Below are 18,208 nucleotides of genomic sequence, written 5' to 3' on the forward strand. Positions count from 1 at the left end.
GACCGGCGGCCGGTGATCGGAATCGTTCAAGTTGGGACTGAACGGTGACATTCGTCGGGGTCAATCCCATCCGATCATCTGGTTAATGTACGTCCGGACGCGCGTGCGGCGCGTAGGGGTGCGGGCCTGCTCAAGGCCGTGCGAGGGGAGAACAGCAAGGTGAACGGGCGACCGATATCGGGGGCGTCGGTTGGCGCGCGGACACGGGGGAGTACGGGGGTCCTGGCGCTGCTGCTGGGCCTGCTGATGCTGGCCGTCACCGCGTGCGGGGGCGGCGGCGGGGGGTCCGATTCCGGCTCCGACGGCGACAAGGCCAAGGGCTCGGACAAGAGTGCTTCCGGCAAGGCGGCCACGGCGCCGTCGGAAGCGGTGGTCTCCATCGCCCCCAAGAACAAGGCCAAGGACGTGGCCACCAGCGGGGCCCTCAAGGTCACCGCCACCAAGGGCAAGCTGTCCGAGGTCACCGTCGAGGACGGCAAGGGCAGGAAGATCGCCGGCGAGATCACCGACGGCGGCGCCACCTGGACGCCGTCCATCCACCTCAACTCGGCCACCGAGTACAAGGTGCACGCCATCGCGAAGGACGCCGAGGGGCGTGAGGCGGCCGAGGAGTCGTCCTTCACCACGCTGACCCCGAAGAACACCTTCGTCGGCATCTTCACCCCGGAGGACGGTTCGAAGGTCGGCGTCGGCATGCCGTTCTCGATCCGCTTCACCCGCGGCATCACCGCCCCCGAGGACGTCGAGAAGGCCATCACCATCAAGACCGAGCCGCCCGTCGAGGTGGCCGGCCACTGGTTCGGCAACGACCGCCTCGACTTCCGTCCGGAGAAGTACTGGGCGGCCGGCACGAAGGTCACCGTCGACCTCAACCTCGACGGTGTCGAGGGGCGCGACGGCGTCTACGGCGAGCAGAACAAGAAGGTCTCCTTCACCATCGGCCGCAGCCAGGTCTCCGTCGTGGACGTCAAGAAGCTCACGATGAAGGTGAAGCGGGACGGCAAGCTCATCAAGACCATCCCCGTCACCACCGGCAAGCCCGGCATGGAGACCTGGAACGGCCAGATGGTCATCAGCGAGCGCCTGCGCGTGACCCGGATGAACGGCGAGACCGTCGGCTACGGCGGCGAGTACGACATCAAGGACGTGCCGGACGCCATGCGCCTGACGAACTCCGGCACCTTCATCCACGGCAACTACTGGGGCGGCGACGCCTTCGGCAACTACAACGCCAGCCACGGCTGCATCGGTCTGCGCGACACCCGCGGCGGCTACGACCGCAAGGCCCCGGGCGCATGGTTCTTCGACCACTCGATGGTCGGTGACGTCGTCGTCGTGAAGAACTCCAACGACCGCGTCGTCGCCCCGGACAACGGCTACAACGGCTGGAACATGTCCTGGGACAAGTGGAAGGCGTAGCCCTTCCGGTCGGACGCGCGGCTCCGGTGTGCTGTGACGCAGCACACCGGAGCCGCTGTCGTTAGTCCCCGTTAACCTGCCTGCATGACTGTGCATCTCGAAGTCGCCGAAGGCGTCGGCACCATCCGCCTCGACCGCCCCCCGATGAACGCCCTGGACGTCGCCACCCAGGACCGCCTCAAGGAAATCGCCGAGGAGGCGGCGGGCCGGGACGACGTACGCGCCGTCATCCTCTACGGCGGGGAGAAGGTGTTCGCGGCGGGCGCGGACATCAAGGAGATGCAGGCGATGGACCACGCGGCGATGGTCGTCCGCTCCCGCGCCCTGCAGGACTCCTTCAGCGCGGTGGCCCGCATCCCCAAGCCGGTCGTCGCGGCCGTCACCGGCTACGCCCTGGGCGGCGGTTGCGAGCTCGCGCTGTGCGCGGACTACCGCATCGCCGGGGAGAACGCGAAGCTCGGCCAGCCGGAGATCCTGCTCGGGGTGATCCCGGGCGCGGGCGGCACCCAGCGTCTGTCCCGGCTCATCGGCCCCTCCCGGGCCAAGGACCTCATCTTCACCGGCCGCATGGTCAAGGCCGACGAGGCCCTCGCGCTCGGCCTCGTGGACCGGGTCGTCCCGGCCGGCGAGGTGTACCGGGCCGCGCACGAGTGGGCCGCGAGGCTCGCCCGGGGGCCGGCGATCGCGCTGCGGGCGGCCAAGGAGTCGATCGACGCGGGCCTGGAGACCGACCTGGAGACGGGGCTCGCGATCGAGCGGAACTGGTTCGCCGGTCTGTTCGCCACCGAGGACCGGGAGCGCGGCATGCGCAGCTTCGTGGAGGAGGGTCCGGGCAAGGCGAAGTTCGTCTGACGGCCCGTAATCCGGTCCGTGACTTCCGTCGATCCCCTTGCAGTTGACGCGATGTCTTACCCGCGTCCCCCGATGGGGCGGATGAGCGGAGCCTTAAGGCAGTCGTAAGGACAGTCCGGCCAAGTCCGCGTCCACTGACCGAAGTTCAGGGAATCCGCGCAGGTCGGGAGGGGTTCCTAGGGGCCTTGGATGCCTTTGGCATATGACATCCGGAACCCCCGGAATGGTTGGTTCCGGGGGTTGTATTCCTCCGGAACGGCCACGAAGGGCGCTCCGGGCGGCCATGATGGGGGCATGGCGGGGCTGGAGGGTATCGAACAGCCGCGGCGGCACGGGAGTGCGACCGCGGCGCGTTGGTCGCCTGCGATCGAGGACGAACGGGCGCTGAAGGCACTGGAGTTGTTCGGCGACCCCACGGAGGCGGAGGTTCCGCTGCCGTCCCGCCCCGAGTCCGCCGCCACCGCCCGTCGGCTCGTCCAGGTCGTCGTCCTGCGTGAATGGCGGCTCTCGCCCAAGATGACCGAGGACGCCGTCCTGCTCGTCTCCGAACTGGTCGGCAACGCCGTACGGCACACCGGGGCCAGGGTCTTCGGACTGCGGATGAGACGGCGGCGCGGATGGATCCGCGTCGAGGTCCGCGACCCCTCGCGGGGCCTGCCCTGTCTGATGCCGGTGCAGGAGATGGACATCAGCGGACGCGGACTCTTCCTCGTCGACAAACTGGCGGACCGGTGGGGCGTGGATCTGCTGCCACGCGGCAAGACCACCTGGTTCGAGATGCGCGTCGCGGACCGCTAGCCGTACTGCCCCGCGGACCGCTAGCCGTACTGCCCCGCGGGCCGGTCGGCCGTACTGCCCCGCGGGCCGGTCGGCCGTACTGACCCGCGGACCGGACAGCCGTACCGCCCCGCGGGCCGGTCGGCCGTACTGACCCCCGGGCCGGACAGCCGTACTGACCCCCGGGCCGCGGGCCGGGCCCCCGTCCGCCGTCCCGCGGCGCGGATCTCCGCCGAACGGGCCAATCGCCGGAAATCCAGCCCGACCTCCCTATAAAGGTGCGCGTGACCACGCCCCGCACCTCCCTCATGCAGCGCCCTCTCGTCCAGCGTGCCCTCCTCGCGGCGGCCGTCCTCGCCGCCGTGGCCGCCTGCGGCAGCGGGACCGGGACCGACGAGCAGGAACGGCGGATCCGGGCCGACCGTGCCGACCGGGCCGCGGCCGAAGCCGCCGAGCGGAAGAAGAAACAGCGGTCGGAGGCACAGGGCCTGCACGGCATGCCACCCGTCCTCGACCCCAAGGACGTCTACGCCGCCGACCGCCCGGGCCGGCTCTCCCCGGTCGTCAAGGACTTCCCGTCGCGGGTGTACGTCCCCAACAGCGAGTCCGACACCGTCTCCGTCATCGACCCGAAGACGTACGAGATCATCGAGACGATCCCGGTGGGCCGCCAGCCCCAGCACGTCGTGCCGTCCTGGGACCTGAAGACCCTGTGGGTCAACAACAACCGGGGCCACACCCTCACTCCCATCGACCCCAGGACGGGCAAGGCGGGCAAGCCCGTCGAGGTCCACGACCCGTACAACCTGTACTTCACCCCGAACGGCAAGTACGCCGTCGTCATGGCCTCCCTCGACCGCGAACTCGTCTTCCGCGACCCGCACACCATGAAGCGGGTCAAGACCGAACCGGTCAGCTGCTACGGCGTCAACCACGCCGACTTCTCGCTCGACGGCAGGTACTTCATCGTGTCCTGCGAGTTCAGCGGCGAACTGCTCAAGGTCGACACCGAGAAGATGAAGGTGGTCGGCCAGCAGAAACTGCCCTTCGAGGGGGCCATGCCGCAGGACGTGAAGATCTCACCGGACGGCAAGCGGTTCTACATCGCCGACATGATGGCCGACGGCATGTGGGTCCTGGACGGCGACACCTTCGCCGAGCCGAAGCTGCTGCCCACCGGCAAGGGAACCCACGGCCTGTACGTCGGCCGCGACTCCCGCGAGATGTACGTCTCCAACCGCGGCGAGGGCACCGTCTCCGTCTTCGACTTCACCAGGAACGAACTCACCAAGAAGTGGCACCTCCCCGACGGCGGCAGCCCCGACATGGGCGGCGTCTCCGCCGACGGCAAGGTCCTGTGGCTCTCCGGCCGCTACGACTCCGAGGTGTACGCCATCGACACCCGCACCGGGAAGCAGCTCGCCCGCATCCCCGTCGGCAGCGGCCCGCACGGCCTCGCCGTCTACCCGCAGCCCGGCCGCTACTCCCTCGGGCACACCGGCATCTTCCGGTGACCTGCCGGCGCCGCCCCCGTCCGGGAGCCCGTCGTCTCGGTCCTGGTCCTCCCGCCGACCGGGCGGGCACCGGTGATGCCGCCTGGGTGGGCGCCGCACCGCGTCAACGGCGCGCCGGTTAATCTGGGCGCGCCAACGATGGCGGTACACGCATGAAGAGCACGACGAAGGGGCGGACCGGTGGCGGACATCGAGGAAGCACGCAAGCAGTTCCAGCGGATCGACACGAACGGTGACGGTTTCATCACCTCCGCCGAGTTCAAGACCGCCCTGGCCCAGGAGGGCGACTGGAACGTCACCGAGGCGGTGGCCGAGGCCATCATCAAGAGCCGCGACCTCAACGGCGACAAGCTCCTGTCGTTCGACGAGTTCTGGACGTACCTCAACAAGTGACGTGCCCCGGCGAAGGGGGCGCCCGCCGCACACCGCGGCGGGCGCCCCCTTCGCCGTTCGCGGTCAGGAGCTCCCGCCGCGTCGCGCCGGGCGGCACCCGCGACGGGAGCGGAGCCGCCCGGAGGGTGGGTCAGGTGTTGCTGTTGGAGCGGCCGAAGAACTCGATCTCGGCGATCGACACCTGTCTTCTTGCCGTCGGCACCGTAGGCGGAGCGCAGGACGAAGCGGACGGCGGTGACCTCGCCGACGCGGAACGTGCGGCGCCGGCCGCCGGCCCCCTGGTCGAGGTTGATGATCCTCGTGCTCTTCGAGCCGTCGGCGCGGCGCAGCGGCGGTGGTCACGGCCTCGATGCGGTGCGGGCGGGCCGACTGCGACAGCTGGTCCACCTTGGTCGAGACACCGGGCGTGATGATCACGTCCAGCAGCCGTGTGGGAGGGTCGAACCGGGCCTCCAACCACTCCCCTTCGCCGCTCTGGGTGACACCCGGCCCCCACCAGGTGTTGTTCAACGGGTCGAAGGCGAGCCGGGCGCCGTGGCCCGGGTACGAGCGGGACGCCTTCACCCGGTCCGGGCCGATCGGGGCGCGCTTGGCGAAGTGGTCCCGGGTCGTCTGGACGGCGTCGTCGGCGTGGAACGCGAGCGTCACCATCAGGGCGAGCACGAGGGCGCCGACGACCCAGGAGAGGATCCGGCCGAAGCCCCGACTCCGCCGCGGAGCTGGTCCGTTCGGCGCGGGCCGGCGACAGCGCGCCGAGTGGGGCGCCGCCTGCGTACGGGCGGGCGCGGGCAACCCCCTGCTGCTGAGCGCCCCCCTCGACGACCTCCAGTCCTCCGACCAGGACACCCTGCCCGACACCTGCGCCGCCCTGTACCCCGGCTCGTACGCCGCCGCCGTGACCTGGTGGCTGGACAGCGCCGGCCCCGCCACCACCGGGGTCGCCCGCGCGCTCGCCGCGCTGGACGAGGACGGCCCCGCCACGGCCGACGCCGACCTGCCCGCCCGTACGGCGGGCAACGACCCCGGCCGCGTCCCGGGCCGGCTCACCGTCGTGACCCGCCTCGGGCTGCTCCGCCCGGACGCCGAGGGCCGACCCCGCTACGCCCATCCGCTGCTGCCGGACGCGGTGCTCGGTGGCTGGAGCAGCGCCGCACGCCAACGCGCCCACCGGCGGGCCGCCGAGGCGATGCGGCGCGCAGAACCGCACGAACACGGAGATCGCGGAGCTGCTCCATCTGGCCCGACGCACCGTCGAGACCCACCCGACCAGCACCTACCGCAAACTCGGCATCCGCCGCAGAGCCGAACTGACGGCGGCCCTCACGCCACCCCCCGCCCCCCGAACCGGTGCCCTGCCACCGGACGCCCCACCGGACGACCCGCCCGGGCCGGTCCTCCGCGCGGCGGAGGTGACCGGGCGAGCGAACCGAGGGGAGGCGCCCCTCAGCACTCGATGATGTTCACCGCCAGCCCGCCGCGGGCCGTCTCCTTGTACTTGACGCTCATGTCGGCGCCCGTGTCCTTCATCGTCTTGATGACCTTGTCGAGGGACACCTTGTGGGAGCCGTCGCCGCGCATCGCCATGCGGGCGGCGGTCACGGCCTTGACCGCGGCCATGCCGTTGCGTTCGATGCAGGGGATCTGGACGAGGCCGCCGACCGGGTCGCAGGTCAGGCCGAGGTTGTGCTCCATGCCGATCTCGGCCGCGTTCTCGACCTGTTCGGGGCTGCCCCCGAGGACCTCGGCGAGCGCGCCGGCCGCCATCGAGCAGGCCGAGCCGACCTCGCCCTGGCAGCCGACCTCCGCGCCGGAGATCGACGCGTTCTCCTTGAAGAGCATGCCGATGGCCCCGGCGGCCAGCAGGAAGCGGACGACACCGTCCTCGTCGGCCCCGGGGACGAAGTTGATGTAGTAGTGCAGGACGGCGGGGATGATGCCGGCCGCGCCGTTCGTCGGGGCCGTCACCACACGGCCGCCGGCGGCGTTCTCCTCGTTCACGGCCATCGCGTACAGCGTGATCCACTCCATGGAGTGGGCCAACGGGTCGCCCTCGGCGCGCAGTTGCCGTGCCGAGACGGCGGCGCGGCGGCGCACCCGCAGACCGCCGGGGAGGATGCCCTCGCGGGACATGCCGCGCGCGACGCATGTCTGCATCACCCGCCAGATCTCCAGCAGCCCCTCGCGGATCTCCTCCTCCGTGCGCCAGGCCCGCTCGTTCTCCAGCATCAGCGCGGAGATCGACAGGCCCGTCTCCTTCGTGAGGCGCAGCAGTTCGTCGCCCGTCCGGAAGGGGTACTTCAGGGCCGTGTCGTCCAGCTTGATGCGGTCCGCGCCGACCGCCTCCTCGTCCACGACGAAGCCGCCGCCGACCGAGTAGTACGTCTTGGACAGCAGCTCCGCGCCCGACGCGTCGTACGCCCACACGGTCATGCCGTTGGCGTGGTACGGCAGTGTCTTGCGGCGGTGGAGGACCAGGTCCTTGTCGAAGTCGAAGGGGATCTCGTGGTCGCCGAGCAGCCGGATCCGGCCCGACTCCCTGATGGACTCCACGCGGTCGTCGGCCGACTCCACGTCCACCGTGCGCGGCGAGGCTCCCTCCAGGCCCAGCAGGACCGCCTTGGGGGTGCCGTGGCCGTGCCCGGTCGCGCCCAGGGAGCCGTACAGCTCCACCCGTATGGAGGCCGTGGCCGCCAGCAGCTCCTCCTTGCGCAGTCGGCGCGCGAACATCCGGGCGGCCCGCATCGGGCCGACCGTGTGGGAGCTGGACGGGCCGATGCCGATCGAGAACAGGTCGAAGACCGAGATGGCCACGGTGACTCCTCAGAACGGGGCTGGTGCGAGGGGGGAGCGGGGCACCGCGCTCACTGCCAGTGTGCGCGCTGCCCCGGAAGAAGGGACGGCACGGTGGTGCCGGTGAACCCGGGTCACGTCCCGGAGCGGCGGCCGGGGTTCGGTCGGTCCCGGCCGCCGCCGCGGATCACGTGCCCAGGGTGGGGTACAGCGGGTGCTTGGTGGTGAGGGCCTTGACCCGGGCCTTGAGGGCTTCGGTGTCGGGGGCCGGCTTGAGGGTCTCGGCGATGATGTCGGCGACCTCGGTGAAGTCGGCGGCGGTGAAGCCGCGGGTGGCGAGGGCGGGGGTGCCGATGCGCAGGCCGGACGTGACCATCGGGGGCCGGGGGTCGTCGGGGACGGCGTTGCGGTTGACGGTGATGCCGACCTCGTGGAGCCGGTCCTCGGCCTGCTGCCCGTCGAGTTCGGAGGCGCGCAGGTCGACCAGGATGAGGTGGACGTCGGTGCCGCCGGACAGGACGTTGACGCCGGCTTCGCGGGCGTCGGGGGCGGTGAGGCGTTCGGCGAGGATCCGCGCGCCCTCGACGGTGCGGCGCTGGCGGTCCTTGAACTCCTCACCGGCGGCGACCTTGAAGGAGACGGCCTTGGCGGCGATCACGTGCTCCAGGGGGCCGCCCTGGAAGCCGGGGAAGACGGAGGAGTTCAGTTTCTTGGCGAAGGCCTGCTTGGCGAGGATGATGCCGCCGCGGGGGCCGCCGAGGGTCTTGTGGGTGGTGGAGGTGACCACGTCCGCGTGCTCGACGGGGTTGGGGTGCAGGCCCGCGGCGACCAGGCCCGCGAAGTGCGCCATGTCCACCCACAGGTACGCGCCGACCTCGTCGGCGATCCGCCGGAACTCCGCGAAGTCCAGCTGCCGCGGGTAGGCCGACCAGCCCGCGATGATCACCTTGGGGCGGTGCTCCTTGGCGAGGTGTTCGACCTCGGCCATGTCGACCAGTCCGGTCGCGGTGTCGACGTGGTAGGGGACCACGGTGAACTGCTTGCCGGAGAAGTTCAGGCGCATGCCGTGGGTGAGGTGGCCGCCGTGGGCGAGGTCGAGGCCGAGGATGGTGTCGCCGGGCTGGGCGAGGGCGAAGAGGGCGGCCTGGTTGGCGGAGGCGCCGGAGTGGGGCTGGACGTTGGCGTACTCGGCGCCGAAGAGGGCCTTGACGCGGTCGATGGCGATCTGTTCGGTGACGTCGACGTGTTCGCAGCCGCCGTAGTAGCGGCGGCCGGGATAGCCCTCGGCGTACTTGTTGGTGAGGACGGAGCCCTGGGCCTCGATGACGGCGAGCGGAGCGAAGTTCTCCGAGGCGATCATCTCCAGGGTGGACTGCTGGCGGTGCAGCTCGGCGTCGACGGCGGCCGCGACCTCCGGGTCCAGCTCGTGCAGGGGCGTGTTCAGAAGCGACATGGTGCGGGGACCTCTCAGCCGGCGATGAAGGCGGTGTACTCGTCGGCGGAGAGCAGGTCGCCCGGCTCCTCCGCGATCCGTACCTTGAACAGCCAGCCGCCCTCGAAGGGCGCGGTGTTCACCAGCGACGGGTCGTTCACCACGTCCTCGTTGACCTCCGTGATCTCACCGCTCACCGGGGAGTACAGGTCGCTGACGGACTTCGTCGACTCCAGCTCGCCGCAGGACTCGCCCGCGGTCACCGTGGAGCCCACCTCGGGGAGCTGGGTGTAGACGACATCGCCGAGCGCGTTGGCCGCGTGCTCCGTGATGCCCACCGTCGAGACGCCGTCCTCGGCGGCCGACAGCCACTCGTGCTCCTTGCTGTAACGCAGCTGCTGGGGGTTGCTCATGGCCTGAATTCTCCTGTACGCGGGGGAGTGGTGGTGAATGAGGGACTACTGAAACCGCTGTTGAGCAGGGCGGATGTGCCCTTTGTCACGCTCGGGTGCGCTGCCGTGCCGTAGTGCACGACCACGCCATGCCGCTTCTGAACGACGGTGAGCCGACTCCTACGGTGTCACTTCGACCGCTTGTAGAACGGCAGGGCCACGACCTCGTACGGCTCGTGGCTGCCGCGGATGTCCACCGCGACCCCGGCGGTGCCCGGGGCGGCGTACACGGCGTCGACGTACGCCATCGCGATCGGCTTGCCCAGTGTGGGGGAGGGGGCGCCGGAGGTGACCTCGCCGATCACCTTGCCGTCGGCGACGACGGGGTACCCGGCGCGGGGGACCCGTCGGCCCTCGGCGATCAGGCCGACGAGGACCGGCGGCTCGTGGTGGGTGTTCTCGGCGGCCTCGCGCAGGGCCGCGCGGCCCACGAAGTCGCCCTCCTTCTCGAACTTCACCACCCGGCCGAGTCCGGCGTCGAACGGCGTCAGCTCCGTGGTCAGCTCGTGCCCGTACAGCGGCATGCCCGCCTCCAGGCGCAGCGTGTCCCGGCAGGACAGCCCGCACGGCACCAGGCCGACGCCCTCGCCCGCCTTGGTCAGCGCCTGCCACAGCTCGACGGCGTGCTCCGGCTTCACGAACAGCTCGAAGCCGTCCTCGCCGGTGTACCCGGTGCGCGCGATCAGCGCCGGGACGCCGGCGACCGTGCCGGGCAGGCCCGCGTAGTACTTCAGACCGTCGAGGTCGGCGTCGGTGAGCGCCTTGACGATGCCGGGCGACTCGGGGCCCTGGACCGCGAGCAGCGCGTACGCGTCCCGGTCGTCGCGGACCTCGGCGTCGAACCCGGCCGCGCGCTCCACCAGGGCGTCCAGCACCACCTGGGCGTTGGAGGCGTTCGCGACGACCAGGTACTCGGTGTCCGCGAGGCGGTACACGATCAGGTCGTCGAGGATGCCGCCGTCCTCCCGGCAGATCATGGTGTAGCGGGCGCGGCCCGTGCCCACACCGCCGATGTTCCCGACGAGGGCGTAGTCGAGGAGCGCCGCCGCCTCGGGGCCGGTGACGGTGATCTCGCCCATGTGGGAGAGGTCGAACAGCCCGGCCCGGGTGCGGACGGCGTGGTGCTCGTCGCGCTCGGAGCCGTAGCGCAGGGGCATGTCCCAGCCCGCGAAGTCGGTCATCGTCGCGCCGAGCGAGCGATGCAGGGCATCGAGCGCGGTACGGCGCGGTCCGGCGGTGGGGCTACTGCTCATCGGTTCTGCTCCCAGGGCGACGGGGATCCCTCCCACGCGAGCGAAGCCGAGCGTGGGGGAAGGCGAGGACGTTCCTCCCCATCTGTCATCGGAACCTGAGAGGTTCACCTCGACCGTACGTCCTGATGACGCACCGGTGGTCGCGGTTTGCACCTTGGGTGGAGCCACTGGCGCAGCGGCTCGCTTTTCAGATGTGCCTCGCCCGCGCGGTATCTGGGCCTGAGAGATTCAAGGGAGGGACTTGCTCCTTCGGCGCCCCAGCGAGGACTGCTGGGAGCTCTCCCGCGCGGATTCAAGCGGCCGGTATGCAGTTGGCGCGCACATCATTGCACGCATCGGCGCGGCACGGCAGGGGGAGGTTCCCGGGTGGGGGAGGCGTCGGTCCGGACGCCCCGGCCCCCGGGACCGCGTGAATTCGAGGGACAGACACCGCGGTCCGTAGCACTCTTGTGGCCATACGAGGACTGAATCAGGAGGGATCGGGCATTACCTTCTCTTTACAGTCTGTGGGGATGGGTCTCCCGACCCCTGGGGAGGACGATCACGGTGAACAGGACCACGGCGTACGCGACGACCTCGGGCATCGCCCTGCCCGAGCAGCCCGCCGGCCCGGCCGCCGCGGCCTGCGGCCCCTTCCCGAGGGCGGTCGTCCGCGACCTCAGGGAGCGCTCCGGGCGGAGCCCGCGCGTGCTGTCGTTCGCGGCGGCCGACCTCGTGGTCGTCACCGGGCTGCCCGGCAGCGGCAAGTCGACCCTGATGCGGCGCGCGGTCCCGGGGCTCCGGATCGACTCGCAGGACACGCGAGACCGCTTCGACGCGCGTCTGGCGCGCGCCCTGCCGTACGCCGTGTACCGGCCGTTCGTGCGCCTCGCGCACTACGCCGGGCTGCGGCGCGCGTTGCGCTCCGGCGAGGGCGTCGTCGTCCATGACTGCGGAACCCAGGCCTGGGTGCGGCGTTGGCTCGCCCGGGAGGCCGTCCGGCGGGGCGGCACCCTCCATCTGCTGCTGCTCGACGTCACCCCCGGCGAGGCGCGGGACGGACAGCGGGAGCGGGGCCGCGGGGTGTCCCGGTACGCCTTCGCCCGGCACCGCGGGGCGATGACCCGGCTGCTGCGGGCCGTGGAGCAGGGGCGCCTGCCGGAGGGCTGCGGGTCGGTGGTGCTGATCGACCGGGCCGCGGCGGACGCGCTGGACCGGATCTGCTTCCACGGCTGAGCACCGGGCCGGGGCGCTGTCACGAGCAGGGGCCGGGCGCCGTGGAAGGGGGCCGCCGGGCCGTCCCCTTCGTCGGCGGGGGGCATTAAGGTGCAGGGACAACAGCATCACGGAGTAAAGCGGTAGGCGGCAGATGGACTTCCCGGCGGACTTCCCGGCACAGGCACACCCCCACGGACACGGCGGATGGCCCGGCAACGAGCTGGAGGAGGTGCTTTCCGCCTCCCTCGGGGTGCCGGGTGCCGGCCCGCGCATCGTGGAGGTGCTGGCCCGCAGCTTCGTGTGGGTGCCGCTGCCCGAGGGCGGAGGAGCGCACAGCCGCGAGCTGGACCTGCCGACGATGGAGCTGGGCGGCCAGGCGTACGTGCCGGTGTTCAGCTCCGAGGAGCAGTTCCGCCAGGTCGTCGGCAACCACATGTCGTACACGATCGCCCCGGCCGTCGAGTTCGCCCGCGGACTGCCCCCGCAGGTCGGCCTCGCCCTCAACCCGGACGGTGTCGTGGGCATCCCGCTGCCGCCGCCCGCCGTGGCCGAGCTGTGCCGGGCCGCCCGGACCTCGCTGGACGGGTCGGTGACCGGCGCCCGGGTCCGCCTGTTCGAACCGGACTGGCAGGACGACCCGGTGGACTTCCTCGCCGCGGCCTCCGTCGAGTTCGCCGCGACCGGTGTCGTCCTCACCGCCCGCCGCTGCCTCGCCGCGATCGAGACCGCCGACCCCGTGATGTTCATCGGCGTGGACCTGGTCTCCTGGGAGGCCGACCGCACCCTCCCGTTGGACGCCCTCGGCCGCGCCCTCGGCAGGCAACCGGTGGCCTGGCCGGTCAACCTGGTCTTCCTCGACGTGGCCCAGGACCCGGTGGGCGACTGGCTCCGCGAGAAGGCCCGCCCCTTCTACCAGCAGGGCTACTGACACCGGACCCCGGCCGGTGACACCAGGCCCCGACCGGGCGCGACCAGCCACGACGACAGCGGGGTCCGCGACGCACGGCAAGCCCCGAGCCCTGACCGGCTCGACCCGCACACCACCTAAGCTGGTTCTCCACATACCAGGGTCCGACACCACCAGCTCCAAACCGAAGGGCGGCTGACGTGAGCGCGAGCGGCACGGCGACCGGACAGGTCGAGCACATGCTGCGCCAGGTGACGCCGGGGCGTTACGACGCCTACGAGGCGTTGCTGCGTGCCCTCGCGACCCCCGCCACCGGCCAGGTCTGGATGCTGCTGTGGCACGGCCAGGCCGGCTCCCCGGACGCCCAGTACGGGAACATGGAGGTGGGCGGGTTCAACTACGCGCCCTGCGTCACCTCCGCCCAGGAGCTCTCCGCCAGTGGCTGGAGCCGCAGTTACGAGGTCGTCGACGGCCTCGACGTGGCCCGCACGCTCTACCCCGACCACTACGGGCTCTGGCTCAACCCGCACGCCCAGGGCGGCGGCGTCGGGATTCCCTGGCTGGACCTGCGCCGGATCGCCACGGGCCTGGAGCGGCAGCCCGCGGGTCCGCTGCGGCTGTCCGAACCGGCCATCGAGATCCCGCAGTTCTACGCCCTGCTCACGCAGAACGCCCACCGCACCCCGGCCGTGCGCTCGCTGCGCCGGGCCTGGGTGCAGCCCGCGCTCGGCGCGCCCTACCTGGCGATCGGCCTCGACGTGTACGACACCTCGCCGCCCGCCGTCGACTCGGTGCGCGCGATGATGCAGCAGTCCGTCGGTGCCGTCCCGGACGGGCTGCCCGTCTCCACGGTCGCCATGTCCGACGAGTACGACCCGGTCGCGATGTGGCTGCGGGCCGCCGCCCGCCCCTTCTACGACCGCGAGGCACACGGCGCCCCCGCCCAGGCGCCGGCCGCCGGGGGGTACGGCTACCCGGGCGGCTACTGACCCGGCACGGCGAAAGCCCCCGGCTCCGGTCCGGTTCGACGACGAACCTTCCCGGAGCCGGGGGCTCCCTCATGCGCTCACCTGCCCCCGTGCCGGTGAACGCGGCTCATTTCCTCCTTTTCGGAACCGGCCTGGAATTACGGCTTCGGTGTGCAGGAGGCCTTTCGTGTCTGGCATTCCGCGAAGTGCAGGGAAGAAGTGATTCCCTTCAGAATTCCGACGATCTCGATCCGGTCGTGCTTGCAGTTGCCGAGTTCGCGCCAGCGCTCGACCTGGAACTTCTGGTACTCGACCATCGGCTGGGTGTAGCCCCGCTTCCCCGGGTCGACCGTCATGCGGTTGGTGACGGTGCGGCCCTTGGCGACGGACTTGGCCACCTCGTACTTGGTCTTGGCCTCGACCTGGGCGATGCCCCAGCCCACGCTGGCGCTGGCCTCGCCGCCCCAGGTCGTCGTGCGGGTCTTGGTGGTCTTGATCGAGTAGACCAGGGTGGACTTGCTGGAGCTGCTGTTGCGCTTGCTGACGACCGGTCCGCGGGAGGCGTACCACGGCTTGCCGAGCTTGATCACCTTGGAGTAGGTGTAGCCCTCGCAGCGCATGGGGGCCTGGTCGGCGGCGCTCGCCGTGGCCGGCAGGGCCGTGAACGCACCGGTGACGAGCGCGGTCGTCGCGAACGTCGCGGAAAGAGCACGCCTGTTGCGCAGATTCATTTGTATCCCCGTTTTCCCCGTTGACCCTGTCCATTCATTCCCGTGCCCGGGGGAGTGGGTCTGACTGCCCCGGCGGGAAAGAAGTTAGTGGGCCGTCGAGACGGCTCGCAACGGGCAGGGGACTCTGTTACGAAACAATGCTCAGGCGAACCTCAAATACCCGCGGAATGACCGGGCGAGAGGCCGACGGCATGTGTTCTTCGCCCGAATTGCCGCGTACCCGAAGGGGGTGGTTGGGGTGATTCGGGCATGGCGTCCTCCTTCTGTGACCTGGGTCACTTGTAACAGCCCGCCCGGTGCCGCTCACCCGCATGCGGTGTTCGGATTCCGGAACCCTGCTGGCCACATCACGGTTACGCATACATTCGCCGCCGGGTCTGGTGCCTGATCGCGCCACCGTTGAAGACTCCCCCAGAGCGGTGGGGGGTCGGCCGAACGTGCTGTTCATGCGGCGGTGTTCAGCGCCGTACACACCTCTCCCCGAACGGCCCGGCGAGACAGCGACGTCGACACCGGGGCATGGGCAGGAACGACGTGAGAGAACGACGGCAGTAGTGGCAACGGACCGCACCGCAGACCCGGGCGGCCGCCAAGCACAGTCGGCAACCACCGGCACGGGCAAGCACGAGGGACGATGACCGCACCCATGGAGACGACCGGATCGCAGGCCGAGGCACAGCCCGAGGCCGTGCTGGATGGTGTCGAGGCCAAGAAGATCGAGGGCCGTTCACTCGGCCAGATCGCCTGGACCCGCTTCAAGCGCGACAGGGTGGCGGTGGCCGGCGGTGTCGTGGTGGTCCTGCTGATCCTGATCGCGGCCCTCTCCCGGCCGCTGCAGTCGCTGCTCGGACTCGACCCCAACGCCTTCAACCAGGACCTGATCGACCCCAACACCTCCCTGCCGAAGGGTGACTTCGGCGGCATGAGCTGGGACCACCCGCTCGGTGTGGAGCCGAAGTTCGGCCGCGACATCCTCGCGCGCATCCTGGAGGGCTCCTGGGTCTCCCTGGTCGTCGCCTTCGGTGCGACCCTCCTCTCCAACGCCATCGGCACCGTGCTCGGCCTCCTCGCCGGCTACTACGGCGGCCGGGTCGACTCGATCATCAGCCGGCTGATGGACACCTTCCTGGCGTTCCCGCTGCTTCTGTTCGCCATCGCCATCTCCGCCACGCTGCAGGGCGGGGCCTTCGGCCTCGAAGGGCTTCCCCTGCACATCTCGGTGCTCATCTTCGTGATCGGGTTCTTCAACTGGCCTTACATGGGACGCATCGTGCGCGCCCAGACCATGGCCCTGCGGGAACGGGAGTTCATCGACGCCTCCCGCGGGATGGGGGCCGCCGGGCCGTACATCCTGTTCCGGGAGCTGCTGCCGAACCTCGTCGCGCCGATCATCGTCTACTCGACGCTGCTGATCCCGACCAACATCATCTTCGAGGCTTCCCTGAGCTTCCTCGGTGTCGGTATCCGCCCGCCGCAGGCCTCCTGGGGCGGCATGCTCAACGACGCGGTCGACTTCTTCCAGGTCGACCCGCAGTACATGATCGTTCCCGGCCTCGCGATCTTCATCACGGTGCTGGCCTTCAACCTCCTCGGTGACGGCCTCCGGGACGCCCTCGACCCCCGCAGCCGCTGACGTCTGCGGTCGCGGGCACCCGTCGCGTCCTGCTCAACTGCCCAACTACGAAGGGGAAACAGACCATCATGCGAAGGTCAGCAATGGCCGCGATCGCGGCCGTCAGCAGTGCCGGCTTGCTCCTGTCGGCCTGCAGCAAGGCCGATGACAGCCCGGACGACGGCACCAAGGCCGCGGGCGCCAACGCCGCGACCAAGGGCGTCGTGAACGCGTCCACCAAGAAGGGTGGCACGGTCACCTACGCGAGCTCCGACGCACCCGAGTCCCTCGACCCGGGCAACATGTACTACGCGTACGGGTTCAACTTCAGCCGCCTCTACGCGCGTCCGCTGATGACCTTCAAGCCCGGCCCCGGCGAGAAGGGCAACGAGCTCGTCCCGGACCTCGCCGAGGCCGCGGGCGTGCCCAGCGACGGCGGCAAGACCTGGACGTACAAGATCCGCCAGGGCGTGAAGTTCGAGGACGGCACGGTCGTCACCTCGAAGGACGTCAAGTACGCGGTCGAGCGCTCCAACTTCGCCCGTGACGTGCTCTCCTCCGGCCCCAACTACTTCCAGCAGCTGCTGGAGGGCGGGGACAAGTACAAGGGCCCGTACAAGGACAAGAGCGAGAAGGGCATCGCGTCCATCGAGACGCCGGACGACAACACCATCGTCTTCAAGCTCAACAAGCCCTTCGCCGACTTCGACTTCCTGGCGAGCCAGCCCCAGACCGCCCCGGTGCCGCGCGCCAAGGACACGGGCGTCGACTACACCAAGAAGGTCGTGTCGACCGGCTCGTACAAGTTCGAGAAGTACGACGAGGGCAAGCAGATCGTCCTGACCCGCAACCCCGAGTGGGACGCGAAGACGGACCCGCTGCGCAAGCAGTACCCGGACAAGATCGTCGTGAACCTGAAGGTCAACAAGGCCACCATCGACAAGGACGTGATGGCCGGCGACACGATGATCGACATCCAGGGCACGGGTGTCGACGCCCAGACCCAGGCGGAGCTCGTCAACGACAAGGACAAGCTCGCCAACACGGACAACGCCCTCGGCGGCCGCCTCATCTACACGGCGATCAACACCGAGCTGAAGCCGTTCGACAACGTCGAGTGCCGCAAGGCCGTGCAGTACGCGATCAACAAGGTCGCCGTGCAGACCGCCATGGGCGGCCCGATCCGCGGTGACATCGCCTCCACCGTCCTGCCGACCGACATCCCGGGCTACGAGAAGTACGACCTCTACGCCACCGAGGGCAACAAGGGCGACGAGGCCAAGGCCAAGGAGCACCTGAAGGCCTGCGGCCAGGAGAAGGGCTTCAAGACCGCCATCTCCGCCCGTACCGACCGCCAGGGCGAGGTCGACGCGGCCACCGCGATCGTCGGCGCGCTGAAGAAGATCGGCATCGACGCCGAGATCAAGCAGTTCCCGTCGGGCAAGTACTTCTCCGACTACGCGGGCGTGCCGAAGTTCAACAAGAAGCAGAACATCGGCCTGATCATGATGCAGTGGGGCTCCGACTGGCCGACCGGCTACGGCTTCCTGCAGCAGATCGTGCACGGCAAGGCCATCGGCCAGTCCGGCAACACCAACCTGTCGGAGCTGAACGACCCCGAGATCAACAAGCTGCTCGACGACGCGATCGGCAACACCGACGAGGCCGCCCGCACCGCCGCGTACACCCAGGTCGACAAGAAGGTCATGGAGCAGGCCGCCATCGTGCCGCTGACCTACTTCAAGGTCCTGCTGTACCGCTCGCCGTACGCCACCAACGTGGTGTCGTCGTCCGCCTTCAGCGGTCAGTACGACTACCTCAACATCGGTACGACCAAGCAGTAGCCCCGGAAGGCAGGTGAAGGCATTGGCGCCCGCGGGTTCGTCACCCGCGGGCGCCGGCGCCGGTCCT

General features: G+C 70.2%; 16 protein-coding genes, 2 pseudogenes and 2 riboswitches. Of the genes and pseudogenes, 12 read left to right on the plus strand and 6 right to left on the minus strand.

Annotated elements, in window-relative coordinates:
* The first annotated feature begins 159 nt into the window (after window positions 1-159).
* The 5 genes from GSY65_RS26150 to GSY65_RS26170 all read left to right on the plus strand — a co-directional run bounded on the left by GSY65_RS26150 (window position 160) and on the right by GSY65_RS26170 (window position 4,955).
* Window positions 160-1,419, plus strand: coding sequence for a L,D-transpeptidase (locus GSY65_RS26150; protein ID WP_201452676.1), 1,260 nt, complete (start codon window positions 160-162; stop codon window positions 1,417-1,419).
* A gap of 84 nt (window positions 1,420-1,503) precedes the next feature.
* Window positions 1,504-2,271, plus strand: coding sequence for an enoyl-CoA hydratase/isomerase family protein (locus GSY65_RS26155; protein WP_159773239.1), 768 nt, complete (start codon window positions 1,504-1,506; stop codon window positions 2,269-2,271).
* Between the two features lie 294 nt (window positions 2,272-2,565).
* The gene (locus tag GSY65_RS26160; RefSeq protein WP_159773241.1) at window positions 2,566-3,069 is read left to right on the plus strand and encodes an ATP-binding protein; all 504 of its coding nucleotides are present in this window, start codon (window positions 2,566-2,568) and stop codon (window positions 3,067-3,069) included.
* A 287-nt stretch (window positions 3,070-3,356) separates the two neighbouring features.
* Window positions 3,357-4,562, plus strand: coding sequence for a YncE family protein (locus tag GSY65_RS26165; protein WP_159776418.1), 1,206 nt, complete (start codon window positions 3,357-3,359; stop codon window positions 4,560-4,562).
* A 180-nt stretch (window positions 4,563-4,742) separates the two neighbouring features.
* Window positions 4,743-4,955, plus strand: coding sequence for an EF-hand domain-containing protein (locus GSY65_RS26170; protein WP_159773243.1), 213 nt, complete (start codon window positions 4,743-4,745; stop codon window positions 4,953-4,955).
* A 130-nt stretch (window positions 4,956-5,085) separates the two neighbouring features.
* On the opposite strand, the pseudogene GSY65_RS34050 reads toward GSY65_RS26170, so the two are convergent.
* A pseudogene (locus GSY65_RS34050) lies at window positions 5,086-5,681 on the minus strand (NADase-type glycan-binding domain-containing protein); the annotation flags it as partial.
* Between GSY65_RS34050 and GSY65_RS34055 the strand changes: the two are divergent.
* Both GSY65_RS34055 and GSY65_RS34060 read left to right on the plus strand, forming a co-directional pair.
* Window positions 5,654-6,198 (plus strand): annotated as a pseudogene (locus tag GSY65_RS34055) (helix-turn-helix transcriptional regulator); the annotation flags it as partial. The pseudogenes GSY65_RS34050 and GSY65_RS34055 sit on opposite strands and share 28 nt — an antisense overlap.
* Complete coding sequence (locus GSY65_RS34060) at window positions 6,089-6,412, plus strand: response regulator transcription factor (protein WP_236580059.1); 324 nt, start codon at window positions 6,089-6,091, stop codon at window positions 6,410-6,412. The pseudogene GSY65_RS34055 and the gene GSY65_RS34060, both read left to right, overlap by 110 nt.
* On the opposite strand, the gene GSY65_RS26180 is transcribed toward GSY65_RS34060, so the two are convergent.
* From GSY65_RS26180 to gcvT, 4 genes are all read right to left on the minus strand, one after another.
* Window positions 6,399-7,766, minus strand: coding sequence for an L-serine ammonia-lyase (locus tag GSY65_RS26180; RefSeq protein WP_159773245.1), 1,368 nt, complete (start codon window positions 7,764-7,766; stop codon window positions 6,399-6,401). The genes GSY65_RS34060 and GSY65_RS26180 overlap by 14 nt on opposite strands.
* 166 nt (window positions 7,767-7,932) lie before the next feature.
* Entirely contained in the window at window positions 7,933-9,198 is a 1,266-nt protein-coding gene (gene glyA / locus GSY65_RS26185) for a serine hydroxymethyltransferase (RefSeq protein WP_159773247.1), read from the minus strand.
* Window positions 9,199-9,212: 14 nt separating this feature from the next.
* On the minus strand, window positions 9,213-9,590 hold the full coding sequence (gene gcvH, locus GSY65_RS26190; protein WP_159773249.1) for a glycine cleavage system protein GcvH: 378 nt from the start codon (window positions 9,588-9,590) through the stop codon (window positions 9,213-9,215).
* A 167-nt stretch (window positions 9,591-9,757) separates the two neighbouring features.
* Complete coding sequence (gene gcvT, locus GSY65_RS26195; RefSeq protein WP_159773251.1) at window positions 9,758-10,882, minus strand: glycine cleavage system aminomethyltransferase GcvT; 1,125 nt, start codon at window positions 10,880-10,882, stop codon at window positions 9,758-9,760.
* A gap of 72 nt (window positions 10,883-10,954) precedes the next feature.
* Window positions 10,955-11,079, minus strand: a riboswitch (glycine riboswitch).
* Window positions 11,080-11,177: riboswitch (glycine riboswitch) on the minus strand. It lies immediately after the preceding riboswitch.
* Between the two features lie 251 nt (window positions 11,178-11,428).
* Here gcvT and GSY65_RS26200 point away from each other — a divergent pair.
* From GSY65_RS26200 to GSY65_RS26210, 3 genes are all read left to right on the plus strand, one after another.
* Entirely contained in the window at window positions 11,429-12,097 is a 669-nt protein-coding gene (locus GSY65_RS26200; RefSeq protein ID WP_159773253.1) for an AAA family ATPase, read from the plus strand.
* 133 nt (window positions 12,098-12,230) lie between these two features.
* Window positions 12,231-13,007: an enhanced serine sensitivity protein SseB gene (locus tag GSY65_RS26205; RefSeq protein WP_159773255.1), complete on the plus strand. Its 777-nt coding sequence runs from the start codon at window positions 12,231-12,233 to the stop codon at window positions 13,005-13,007.
* Between the two features lie 179 nt (window positions 13,008-13,186).
* A complete protein-coding gene (locus GSY65_RS26210; protein WP_159773257.1) occupies window positions 13,187-13,975 on the plus strand; it encodes an enhanced serine sensitivity protein SseB C-terminal domain-containing protein in 789 nt (262 codons plus the stop codon).
* Window positions 13,976-14,112: 137 nt separating this feature from the next.
* On the opposite strand, the gene GSY65_RS26215 is transcribed toward GSY65_RS26210, so the two are convergent.
* Complete coding sequence (locus GSY65_RS26215; protein WP_159773259.1) at window positions 14,113-14,685, minus strand: hypothetical protein; 573 nt, start codon at window positions 14,683-14,685, stop codon at window positions 14,113-14,115.
* A gap of 634 nt (window positions 14,686-15,319) precedes the next feature.
* Between GSY65_RS26215 and GSY65_RS26220 the strand changes: the two genes are divergently transcribed.
* On the plus strand, window positions 15,320-16,318 hold the full coding sequence (locus tag GSY65_RS26220; protein ID WP_159773261.1) for an ABC transporter permease: 999 nt from the start codon (window positions 15,320-15,322) through the stop codon (window positions 16,316-16,318).
* Between the two features lie 68 nt (window positions 16,319-16,386).
* The gene (locus tag GSY65_RS26225; RefSeq protein ID WP_236580061.1) at window positions 16,387-18,141 is read left to right on the plus strand and encodes an ABC transporter substrate-binding protein; all 1,755 of its coding nucleotides are present in this window, start codon (window positions 16,387-16,389) and stop codon (window positions 18,139-18,141) included.
* Window positions 18,142-18,208 lie beyond the last annotated feature (67 nt).

This window comes from Streptomyces sp. HM190 (genome assembly GCF_009857135.1).
Taxonomy (GTDB): domain Bacteria; phylum Actinomycetota; class Actinomycetes; order Streptomycetales; family Streptomycetaceae; genus Streptomyces; species Streptomyces heilongjiangensis.